The sequence below is a fragment of the Nonomuraea sp. NPDC050202 genome, assembly GCF_040656115.1.
Taxonomy (GTDB): Bacteria; Actinomycetota; Actinomycetes; order Streptosporangiales; family Streptosporangiaceae; genus Nonomuraea.
Map to the genome: position 1 here is coordinate 57,424 of NZ_JBFALF010000051.1, position 10,144 is coordinate 67,567.

A 10,144-nucleotide genomic window follows, 5' to 3' on the forward strand; every position below is an offset into this window, starting at 1 on the left:
CGGGTGGCCGCGGCCCTGGTCTGTCTCCTGTTCAGCCCACCCGGGAGGCGGCGCCGAACCAGGTGGACAGGGCCGTGGCGAGGGTGGCGTCGGGCTGGGGGGCGGCGGTGGTGGAGACCCAGGCGGTGTGCCCGTCGGGGCGGATCAGCAGCCCTTCGAGCCCGGGCTGCCCGGGGCAGCGGGCGTCGTGGGTGTCCACCCGGCCGCCGGCCGCCGGCAGGGGCCGGTCGCCGAGGCGGAGCAGGAGCGGGCGGGCCGGGTGCAGCAGTTCGGCGACGCTGGTGCGGCGGCCGTCGAGGGTCAGCTCCAGGTTGGGGGCCAGGCGGCCGAGCCACGGGTGGTCGCCGGGGATCTTCGGGTCGTAGCGGGTGCTCACGCCGGTCGCCAGCTCGGCGAGGTACTTGCCGGCGCCGGGCACCCGGTCGACGAACTCGCCGAACAGGTCCCGCACCGGGGCGAGGGCGGGGTCGTGGCCGGCGAGGGCCGCCTGGGCGCGGATGGTGCGCAGCAGGCGCTCGCCCGCCTCGTGCCGTTCGTCGTGGTAGCTGTGCAGCAGCCCGTCGGGCGCGTGCCCGAGCGCGGTGGCGGCGAGCTTCCAGCCGAGGTTGACCGCGTCGGCCAGCGCCACGTTCACCCCGATCGCGCCGGTCGGCGGGTGGATGTGCGCGGCGTCGCCCGCCAGCACCACCCGTCCGGCGACGTAGCGGTCCGCCAGCCGGGCCGCGTCGCCGAAGCGGGTGAGCCAGCGCGGCTCGCGCAGCTCCACCCGGCGGCCGAGCTGGTCGTCCAGCAGCCGCCGGAAGTAGGGCAGCGTCACGGGTTCGTCGCGGTCGGCGGGCGGCTCGGGGTCGTCGAGCACGATGCGGACGTAGCCGGGACGCGGGATCACGAACACCGTGCCGCGCTCGCCCTTGGTCATGCCGAACGGCAGGGCGGCGGGGTCGGCGAGCTCCACGTCCGCGAGCACGCCGTAACCGGTGGCGGGCGTGCCGGGGAAGCCGATCCCGGCGCGCTTGCGCACCAGGCTGCGGCTGCCGTCGCAGCCGGCGAGGTAGGCGGCCCGCGTGCGCCGCCGCCGGCCGCCTGACTCGACGGTCACCTCGACGCCGTCGGCGTCCTGCTCCAGATCGACGACCGCGTGCCCCCAGCGCACCGGCACGCCCAGCTCGGCCAGCCACTGCTCGAGCAGCTCCTCGACGCGGGTCTGCGCGATGCCCAGCACGTACGGATGGTCGGTGTCCATCACCGTCAGGTCCAGCGGCCTGGCGGGGTCGGCGAACATGCCGGCCGGGACGGTCGGCCCCTCGGCCAGGAACCGCCCGGCGATGCCGCGCCGGTCGAGCAGCTCCAGGCTGCGGGCGTTGAGGTTGAACCCCCTGCAGTACGGCGAGCGCTCCGGCAGCCCGTCGAGCACCGTCACCTCGGCCCCGGCGAGCGTCAGCTCGGCCGCCAGCATCAGCCCGGCCGGCCCCGCGCCCGCCACCATGATCGTGCCGTCGCCGCTCATCGGCCCTCCTCCCCGGCGCGCACCCAGCCGGACGCGTCCGGCCAGGCCAGCCGGCCCGTCTCGATGTCGGCCACGATCTCCTCGATCCAGCCGACCTCGGCCTCCTGCATGCGGATCGCGTACTCCACCTCGACCACGAACAGGCGCGGCACCGTACCGCCGGCCAGCAGCTCGCCGTGCTCGCGCCGGTGCTCCTCCAGCGTCGCGCGCACCCGCGCGGCGCGGTCCCGCAGCGCGTCCACGGCGCCGCCGGGGCCCAGGGCGCCCAGGTAGCCGACCGCGGACAGGAACTTCGGGTACTCGGCGGACGGGACGCGGATCAGCTCCTCCACCCAGCGGGCGAACTCGGCCCGCCCGAGCGCGGTGTGCTGGTAGACGGTGCGCTCGGGCCGGGCGCCGACCTTGACGGTCTCCCGGGCCTCGATCCACCCGGCCCGCTCCAGCGCGCGGACGACGTCGTACAGCGAGCCCGTGGTCACCTTGAACACCCGGTCCTGGCCGCGTTCCCGCAAGGTGGCCGCCATGGCGTGCGGGTGCAGCGGGGACTCGATGAGCAGCCCGAGCACGGCCAGACCCAGCGCGTTCGACACCGGACGTCGATTACTCGTTCCCAATCGATTGCCTCCTATTGCTCGGATCCGAGTATTAGGGAGGCGTGAAGGACTGTCAACCAGAAGGACCCCGCCGGCGGCGGGGCCCTTCCGGTCGGCGGCGGCTAGCGGTTCGTCCGCTTCTTGGTGATGACAACCTGGTCCGGGTTGGAATTGCCGATCTTCTTCTTGCCCCTGGTGCACGGGTTGACCGAGAAGCACTTCCAGAAGTAGTCGTGGTTCTGCTTGACGAACTTCAGCTCGATCCACCGCTTCTGGTTGCAGCGGTTGTTGAAGCACACGGTGGTGGAGACGTTGCCGTCGCCCCACGAGACGTTGATCTTCTGTCCGCGGGGCGAGGCGCACGAGGCGGACTTCCGGTGCACGCTCGGCGCCTGGGCCCCCGTGACGCCGGACGACTGCGCGGACGCGGTGGACGGGACGGCGAGCAGCGCGGCGGCGGCGCAGCGCCCGGCGGCTCCGGTGGGCAGCAAGCGATCTTGTCCAGCGTTCGTCCAACGATCCCCGGACGAACGCCGGACAATTGACCTCCCAGGTCAGGGCGCCCCTACGCCGGGAGAGCGCCGAGGGGCAGACGTCCATGCCCTCAGAGCTGTTCGAGCCGGCGGCCCAGGAAGCGCCGCTCGGGGGCCGAGGTGGCCAGCTCCAGCGCCCTGCCATAGGCGGCCCTGGCCTCGGCGGCCGGCCGAGCCGCCGCAGCAGCTCGCCGCGGGTCGAGTGGAAGTACAGGTAGCCGTCGAGGTCGAGCCGGTCGACGACCCCCAGCGCGGCGGCGGGGTCGCCGGCCTGGGCGAGCGCCACCGCGCGGTTGAGCTCGACCACCGCGGAGCCGGTGAGGCCGGCCAGCCGCCGGTACAGCGCGGCGACCTGCGGCCAGTCGATCCGCTCGCGTGCCTGCAGCGACGCGATCGCGGCCTGGACGACGTAGGCGCCCCGCCCGCCGAGCGCGATGGCACGGTCGAGCACCGCGCGGCCCTCGGCGATCTGGCGCTGGTCCCACAGCGACCGGTCCTGATCGTCGAGCAGCACGAGGTCCTCATCGCGGAAGCGGGCCCGCCGCCGGGCGTGGTGGATCACCATCAGCTCCAGCAGGCCGTGCGCCTCCGGCTGGTCCGGCAGCAGCGCGGCCAGCAGCCGGCCCAGGCGCAGGGCTTCCGCGCCGAGGTCGATCCGGCCGCGGTACCCCTCGTTGTAGATCAGGTAGACGACGGCGAGCACCGCGTCGAGCCGGTCGGGCAGCCGGTGCGCGGCGGGAACGGCGAACGGGATCCCGGTCGCCTTGATCTTGGCCTTGGCGCGGGACAGCCGCCGCTTCATGGTCTCCTCCGAGACCAGGAAGGCCCGGGCGATCTCGGCGGTGTCCAGGCCGCCGAACGCCCGCAGCGTGAGCGCCACCTGCCCGTCCAGCGGCAGCGCCGGGTGACAGCAGGCGAAGATCAGCTCGAGCCGCTCGTCCTTGATCACTGTGTCGTCGAACTCCTCCATGACGGCCTCGGGCGCGTGCAGCAGGTGGACCTTCCCGGCCAGGGCGCGTTCCCGGCGCACCCGGTCGATCGCCCGGTTGCGCGCCGTCGTCACCAGCCACGCGCCCGGCTTGTCCGGCATGCCGGTGGCGGGCCAGCGCTCCGCCGCGATCGCGAACGCCTCCTGCACGGCCTCCTCGGCCCGGTCGAAGTCACCGAGGAACCCGACCAGCGAGGCCAGCACCCGGCCCCACTCGTCCCGGAAGACCTCCTCCAGCGCGCTCAGAGCCGCACCACCGGCCTGATCTCCACCACGCCGCCGAGCCTGACGGCGGGGACGCGCGCCGCCAGCTCGATCGCCTCGTCCAGGTCGGCCGCCTCGATCAGGCAGAACCCGCCGAGCACCTCCTTGGTGTCGGCGAACGGCCCGTCGGTCACCAACGTCCGGCCGCCGGCCACGCGCACGCTGGTCGCCGTCTCGACCGGCTGCAACTGCGCGCCGCCGGCGTAGCGGGGGTCCTCGGCCAGCGCGTGGTACTCCGCGTACGCCGCCTCGCGGGCCGGGTTGCTCAGACTCCGGCTGTGCTGAGGCGCGGCCCCAGGAACAGGCCGCCGCTGGCGTCGATGACCTGGCCGGTGATCCAGCGCGCGGCGTCGGAGGCGAGGAACGCGACGACGTCGGCCACGTCACCGGCCTCCCCCAGGCGATCGAGCGCCGTCGACCCGGCGATGAGGTCCGCCACGCCGCGCGTCTCGAAGACCGGCCCGTTGGCGGCCGTGCGGGTGGCGCCGGGAGCGACCGCGTTCACCGTGATGCCGCGGGTCCCGAGCTCGTTGGCCAGGGTCATGCTCATCGTCTCGACCGCGCCCTTGGTCATGGCGAACGACGTCTGGGCGGGGTTGGCCATCCGGGTCGCCACGGACGAGATCGTGATGATCCGGCCACCGTCGCGGAGCAGCGGCAGCGCCCGCTGGACGATGAAGTAGGGCGCGCGCACGTTCACGCGGTAGAGATGGTCGAACTCGGCCCGCGTCGTGGCTCCCATCGGCCCCGCGGGCGGGGCCGCCGCGTTGTTGACCAGGATGTCGAGCGGCCTGCCCGCCAGGGCCGCCTCGACTCCCGTGAAGAGCGTCTCGACGTCGCCGTCCACGCCCAGCTCCGCGCCGACGGCGACCGCCTGCCCGCCGCCGCGCTCGATCTCCTCGACCGTCGCACGCGCGCCGTCCTTGTCCGTCCCGAAATGCACGATGACCATCGCTCCCTCGGCCGCGAGCCGGGTCGCGATCGCCTGCCCGATGCCGCGCGACGCTCCGGTCACCAGAGCTGTCCTGCCGTTCACACCCACCACTCCATTCCGTTAGACACTACCTAAGTGGTAGTGACTATCACTGCGGTAGTGTCTATCACATGGCGGATCAGCACTCAACGCTGCGAGCGCGCAGGCGTGCCCAGACCCAGCAACTGATCCAGGGGCACGCGGTGCGGCTGTTCGCCGAGCGGGGATACGACGCGACGACCGTGAACGACGTCGCCGAAGCCGCGGGCGTGTCACCCATGACCGTGTACCGGCACTTCCCCACGAAGGAGGACCTGGTGCTGGCCGACCAGCACGGCCGGCTCGTCGCCGAGCGCGTCGTCGCCGCGCCGGCCGCGGACCTGCCGCTGGTCCACCGCATCGGCGGCGCGCTCATCGGCTCGGCCGCGGCGCTGACCGGCGACGACCGGGGAAGGGAGTTCCTGCTCACCCGCCTGCGGCTGATGATCTCGACGCCCGCCCTGCGGGCCAAGCACCTGGACAACCAGTACGCCCTGCAGCAGGCGATCATCGACGCCCTCGGGGAGGAGGCCGCCGATCCCGAGACGGCCTTCCACGCCCGGGCGGCGGCCAGCGCCTGCCTGGCCGCCCTGCACACGGCGCTGGTGCGCTGGGCCGAGGACGACGGGCGGAGCGACCTGCCCGGCCTGATCGCGAAGGCCCTCGCCGCCGTGTTCGGCGAGAGCCCGCTCTCACCCGGGGACGTCGCCGGCCGGTGAGTGCCTGACGAAGGCGCCGGCGAAGGCGGCGAGGACGGCGGCCCTGGCGGCCTGGCCGGGCAGCTCCGGGTCCGGCGGCGTGCGCAGCAGCACCAGGTGGTGGTAGAGCGGCGCGGTGGCGGCGACGAGCAGCTGTCGCGCGTCGGTGTCCGGCGGCAGCTCGCCGCGCCGCACGGCCCTGCCGACGATGACCTCGCAGCGGGCGTAGCGGTCCTCCCAGAGCCGCCGCAGACCACGGGCCGCCTCTTCCGAACGGAACGAGGCGGCGATCAGGGCCGCCGCGATCGACGGCTGCGCGGTCATGGCGGCCAGGTTCTCGTGGTTGAGCGCGGACAGGTCGCCCAGCAGGGAGCCGGTGTCCTGCGGCTGCCAGTCGTCGTCGCTCGTCGTGGCCTCCAGGACGTCGGCGAGCAGGCCGCCGACGTCCCGCCAGCGCCGGTACACCGTCGCGCGATGCACGCCCGCGCGGGCCGCGACGCCGTCCAGGCTGAGCCCGTCGTAGCCGCGCTCGGCCAGCTCGGCGCGGATCGCGTCGAGCACCTGCGCGCGGATGCGGCCGGTGCGGCCGCCCGGGCGGCGCCTGGGCGGCGCACTCTCGGAAGTCATCGCTCGGTCTCCGGCTTGCTCATCGGACGGCGCCATGCCACCATCTTAATGTACATCTTGTCGCATTAACGGAGTCGCTCGCATGAACCCGCTCGTTCCCGCCGATCCGGCCGTGCTGCACCCGATGCCGGAGCAGCCGCGGGTGGTGCTGCTCCGGCCGCTGGTGAAGTCCCCGCTGATCGAGGTCGGGGAGTTCTCCTACTACGACGACCCGGACGATCCGACCGCGTTCGAGACGCGCAACGTGCTCTACCACTACGGGCCGGAGAAGCTGGTCATCGGCAAGTTCTGCGCGCTGGGGACGGGCGTGCGGTTCATCATGAACGGCGCCAACCACCGCATGGACGGCCCCTCGACCTTCCCCTTCCCCACCATGGGCGGCTCGTGGGCACACCACTTCGACCTGCTGACCGGCCTGCCGAACCGCGGGGACACCGTCGTCGGCAACGACGTCTGGTTCGGGTACGGCGCGACGGTGATGCCGGGCGTGCGGATCGGGCACGGCGCGATCATCGGCGCCGGCGCCGTGGTCACCGCCGACGTGCCCGACTACGGGATTGCCGGCGGCAACCCGGCGCGGCTCATCCGCACCCGCTACAGCGCCGAGGACGTCGCCCGGCTGCTGGCCGTGGCCTGGTGGGACTGGCCGGCGGAGCACATCACCGAGCACGTCCGGACGATCATGTCGGGCAGCGTCGCCGACCTGGAGGCCGCCGCCCCGGGCATCCGCCGCCCGTGACGTCCCTGCGCCCTCGCCCGGACATCCGCCACGCGTGACGTCCCTGCGCCCTCACCCGGCCATCCGCCGCCCGTGAAGCCCGCGCGCACCGATGGCCGGCCGCCGCGAACCCGAAATGAGTGATCTTCCATGTCCCGCCGTGCCCACATCGCGATGGTCGGCATCCCCATCGTCAGCCACGTCCTGCCCAGCCTCGAGATCATCCGCGAGCTGGTGTCCCGCGGACACCGGGTGACCTACGCCAACGACCCCGCCGTCGCCGGCCTCATCACCGCCACCGGCGCCGAACTGGTCCCCTGCACCTCGGTGCTGCCGGTCGCCGACACGAGCTGGGCGCCATCCCGGCGAACGTCGAGGTGCATCCCTGGGTGCCGCAGCGGGCGATCCTGGAGCAGGCGGACGCCTTCGTCACCCATGCGGGCATGGGCGGCTGCGGCGAGGGGCTGCTGGCGGGCGTCCCGATGATCGCCGTTCCGCAGGCCGCCGAGCAGTTCGTCAACGCCGACCGGCTCGTGGAGCTGGGCGTCGCCCGCCGCATCGACACCCCGGACGCCACGGCCGGCGCCCTGCGGGCCGCCCTGCTCGACCTCACCGCCGACCCGGAGGTGGCCCGCCGCTCGGCCCGGCTCCAGGCGGACGCGCGCGCGGAGGGCGGCACCACCCGCGCCGCCGACCTCATCGAGCAGCTGCTGCCCTGACCGCCCGCGGCGGTCAGGACGACGGCTGCCCCTCCTTGGCGACGGCCCCCAGGGGGATGCCGCGCAGCGTGAGGAGCAGGAGGAGGGCGCAGCTCAGGGTGAGGGCGATGTCGGCGACGTTGCCGACGAACAGGCCGCCGTAGCCGATGAAGTCGACGACGTGGCCCTGGGCGAAGCCCGGCGGGCGGAACAGGCGGTCGAGCAGGTGGGAGGTGGCGCCGCCCAGCAACCCGCCGAGCACGACCGCCCAGGCCGGGGAGCGCAGGCGCCGCCCGGTGTACAGGATGCCCGCGACCGCCGCGGCCGTCGTCAGAGTGAACACCCAGGTCACCCCCTCGCCGATCGAGAACGCGGCGCCGGAGTTCAGCAGCAGCCGCAGCTCGATGAGGCCCGGGATCACCGGGATGTTCCGGCCGTCCGAGAGCGCGGAGACCGCCCACAGCTTGGACGCCTGGTCGGCGAGCAGGACCGTCGCGGCCAGCACCAGCATCCACCCGTACGGCCGCACGCTCCGGCCCGTGTCGCGTGCGCTGCGGTTCTCCGGCATCTCGACCTCACATTCCCCTGACTGATTCGCGTCGAATGTACCGGCCAGATGGATCAGCCGCCTGGTGGCGCCCTCAGCCGCGGCAGGAGCATGATCGGCCATGGCGGGAATCCGGCACCTGGTGTGCCGCGCCGAGATGGGCCGCTTCTAGGATCCCAGGTGTGGCCAAGTACTTCGACCTCCACCCGGACAACCCGCAGCCCCGCCTGATCAGCCAGATCGTCGAGCTGTTGCACTCGGACGGGCTCATCGCGTACCCGACGGACTCCTGTTACGCCCTGGGCTGCCGGCTGGGCAACAAGGAGGGCCTCGACCGGATCAGGGAGATCCGCGGCCTCGGCAGCGACCACCACTTCACCCTCATCTGCAGGGACTTCGCCCAGTTCGGACAGTTCGTTCATGTGAGCAACGCCGTGTTCCGGCTGGTCAAGGCGGCGACCCCGGGCGGTTACACGTTCATCCTGCCCGCGACCAAGGAGGTGCCGCGGCGGCTGCTGCATCCCAGGAAGAAGACGGTCGGCGTCCGGATCCCCGATCATGTCGTGACGCAGGCGCTGCTGGCCGAGCTCGGCGAGCCGCTGCTGTCGAGCACCCTGCTGCTGCCGGACGAGACCGATCCGCCGACCCAGGGCTGGGAGATCAAGGAGAGGCTCGACCACGTGGTGGACGCCGTCATCGACGCCGGCGAGTGCGGCGCCACCCCCACGACCGTCATCGACCTGTCGCAGGACGAGCCCGAGATCCTGCGGAGAGGGACGGGCGACCCCTCCCTCTTCGAGTAGAGCCGGTCGGCGACGTCGTCGCCGTCGATCACGAAAGGTCACCGATGCCCACCCGCGACCTGGTCGCCCCCTCCCCCGCCTGCGCACCGCCGGGGGTGCCGGCGTGACGGCGCTCTCCTGGGTGGCGGTGGCCGTCTTCCTGTTCGCGTACGGGCTGATCGCCAGCGAGAAGGTGCACCGGGTGGCGGCGGCGCTCGGCGGGGCCGGGATCATGCTGCTGATCCACGCCACCGACGCCGGGGCCGCGTTCTTCTCCGAAGAGACCGGCATCGACTGGAACGTCATCTTCCTGCTGCTCGGCATGATGGTCATCGTCGGGGTGCTCAAGCAGACGGGGGTCTTCGAGTTCCTGGCCATCTGGGCGGCCAAACGCGCCCGCGGGCGCCCCTACCGGCTCATGGTGCTGCTGGTGGTGATCACCGCGTCGGCGTCGGCGCTGCTGGACAACGTGACCACCGTGCTGCTCATCGCGCCGGTGACGTTCCTGGTGTGCGAGCGGCTGGCGCTGCCCGCGGCGCCGTACCTGATCGCCGAGGCCATGGCCTCCAACATCGGCGGCACCGCCACCCTGGTCGGTGACCCGCCGAACATCATCATCGCCAGCCGGGGCGGGCTCGGCTTCAACGACTTCCTCGCCCACATGGCGCCCATGGTCATCGTGCTCATGGTCGTCTTCGTCGGGCTGTGCCGGCTGCTGTTCCGCAAGCACTTCCGCTACGACCCCGAGCGGGCGGCCGAGGTGATGGCGCTCAACGAGCGCGAGGCGATCGCCGACCGGCGGCTGCTGTGGCAGTCGATGGCCGTGCTGGCGCTGGTCATGGCGGCGTTCGTGCTGCATCCGGTGCTGCACTACGAGCCGTCGGTGGTCGCCGTGCTGGGCGCCGGGGTGCTGGTCGCCGCGACCCGCGTCACCACCGAGGAGGCCATCGGCGAGGTCGAGTGGCCGACCCTGGTGTTCTTCGCCGGGCTGTTCGTCATGGTCGGCGCGCTGGTGCACACCGGCGTGATCGGCCAGGTGTCCCGGCTCGCCGCCGACGCCACCCAGGGGCAGCTCGGCCTGACCACGATGCTGCTGCTGTGGGCCTCGGGCGGGCTGTCGGCGATCGTGGACAACATCCCTTACGTGGCCACCATGAGCCCCATCGTCGCCGACCTC

General features: G+C 73.0%; 10 protein-coding genes and 1 pseudogene. 5 read left to right on the plus strand and 6 right to left on the minus strand.

Translation table 11 applies throughout. The features are described 5' to 3' along the window. Nucleotides 1-31: 31 nt before the first annotated feature. From AB0I79_RS57145 to AB0I79_RS57160, 4 genes are all read right to left on the minus strand, one after another. Nucleotides 32-1,507 (minus strand): FAD-dependent monooxygenase, encoded by a 1,476-nt coding sequence (locus tag AB0I79_RS57145; RefSeq protein ID WP_357893383.1) that lies wholly within the window; start codon nucleotides 1,505-1,507, stop codon nucleotides 32-34. After that, a complete protein-coding gene (locus AB0I79_RS57150; RefSeq protein ID WP_357893385.1) occupies nucleotides 1,504-3,825 on the minus strand; it encodes a sigma-70 family RNA polymerase sigma factor in 2,322 nt (773 codons plus the stop codon). Before AB0I79_RS57150 ends, AB0I79_RS57145 begins: the two co-directional genes overlap by 4 nt. A gap of 38 nt (nucleotides 3,826-3,863) precedes the next feature. Next, nucleotides 3,864-4,073, minus strand: coding sequence for a YciI family protein (locus AB0I79_RS57155; protein ID WP_357893387.1), 210 nt, complete (start codon nucleotides 4,071-4,073; stop codon nucleotides 3,864-3,866). Nucleotides 4,074-4,150: 77 nt separating this feature from the next. Then, on the minus strand, nucleotides 4,151-4,921 hold the full coding sequence (locus AB0I79_RS57160) for an SDR family oxidoreductase (protein WP_357893389.1): 771 nt from the start codon (nucleotides 4,919-4,921) through the stop codon (nucleotides 4,151-4,153). Between the two features lie 68 nt (nucleotides 4,922-4,989). On the opposite strand from AB0I79_RS57160, the gene AB0I79_RS57165 reads away from it, so the two are divergent. Then, nucleotides 4,990-5,616 carry a helix-turn-helix domain-containing protein gene (locus AB0I79_RS57165; protein ID WP_357893391.1) on the plus strand — a complete coding sequence of 209 codons (627 nt, stop codon included), beginning with the start codon at nucleotides 4,990-4,992 and terminating at the stop codon, nucleotides 5,614-5,616. On the opposite strand, the gene AB0I79_RS57170 is transcribed toward AB0I79_RS57165, so the two are convergent. Further along, entirely contained in the window at nucleotides 5,590-6,222 is a 633-nt protein-coding gene (locus AB0I79_RS57170) for a TetR/AcrR family transcriptional regulator (RefSeq protein ID WP_357893393.1), read from the minus strand. The genes AB0I79_RS57165 and AB0I79_RS57170 overlap by 27 nt on opposite strands. Before the next feature lie 82 nt (nucleotides 6,223-6,304). On the opposite strand from AB0I79_RS57170, the gene AB0I79_RS57175 reads away from it, so the two are divergent. Together AB0I79_RS57175 and AB0I79_RS57180 are read left to right on the plus strand one after the other, a co-directional pair. Beyond that, nucleotides 6,305-6,961: a CatB-related O-acetyltransferase gene (locus tag AB0I79_RS57175; protein ID WP_357893395.1), complete on the plus strand. Its 657-nt coding sequence runs from the start codon at nucleotides 6,305-6,307 to the stop codon at nucleotides 6,959-6,961. A gap of 129 nt (nucleotides 6,962-7,090) precedes the next feature. Next, nucleotides 7,091-7,659 (plus strand): annotated as a pseudogene (locus AB0I79_RS57180) (nucleotide disphospho-sugar-binding domain-containing protein). 13 nt (nucleotides 7,660-7,672) lie between these two features. Here the strand turns inward: AB0I79_RS57180 and AB0I79_RS57185 are convergent. Next, nucleotides 7,673-8,206: a signal peptidase II gene (locus tag AB0I79_RS57185; RefSeq protein ID WP_357893397.1), complete on the minus strand. Its 534-nt coding sequence runs from the start codon at nucleotides 8,204-8,206 to the stop codon at nucleotides 7,673-7,675. A 161-nt stretch (nucleotides 8,207-8,367) separates the two neighbouring features. Here AB0I79_RS57185 and AB0I79_RS57190 point away from each other — a divergent pair, with 161 nt between their 5' ends. Next, nucleotides 8,368-8,988, plus strand: coding sequence for an L-threonylcarbamoyladenylate synthase (locus tag AB0I79_RS57190; protein ID WP_357893399.1), 621 nt, complete (start codon nucleotides 8,368-8,370; stop codon nucleotides 8,986-8,988). A gap of 103 nt (nucleotides 8,989-9,091) precedes the next feature. Next, nucleotides 9,092-10,144 (plus strand): ArsB/NhaD family transporter (locus AB0I79_RS57195; RefSeq protein ID WP_357893401.1); only part of this gene is annotated, 1,053 nt, incomplete at its 3' end.

Bases quoted from the DNA above. Each gene is read 5' to 3' on its own strand.
- AB0I79_RS57145 (WP_357893383.1), bottom strand. From the start codon at position 1,507: ATGAGCGGCGACGGCACGATCATGGTGGCGGGCGCGGGGCCGGCCGGG.
- AB0I79_RS57165 (WP_357893391.1), top strand. From the start codon at position 4,990: ATGGCGGATCAGCACTCAACGCTGCGAGCGCGCAGGCGTGCCCAGACC.
- AB0I79_RS57170 (WP_357893393.1), bottom strand. From the start codon at position 6,222: ATGACTTCCGAGAGTGCGCCGCCCAGGCGCCGCCCGGGCGGCCGCACC.
- AB0I79_RS57175 (WP_357893395.1), top strand. From the start codon at position 6,305: ATGAACCCGCTCGTTCCCGCCGATCCGGCCGTGCTGCACCCGATGCCG.
- AB0I79_RS57185 (WP_357893397.1), bottom strand. From the start codon at position 8,206: ATGCCGGAGAACCGCAGCGCACGCGACACGGGCCGGAGCGTGCGGCCG.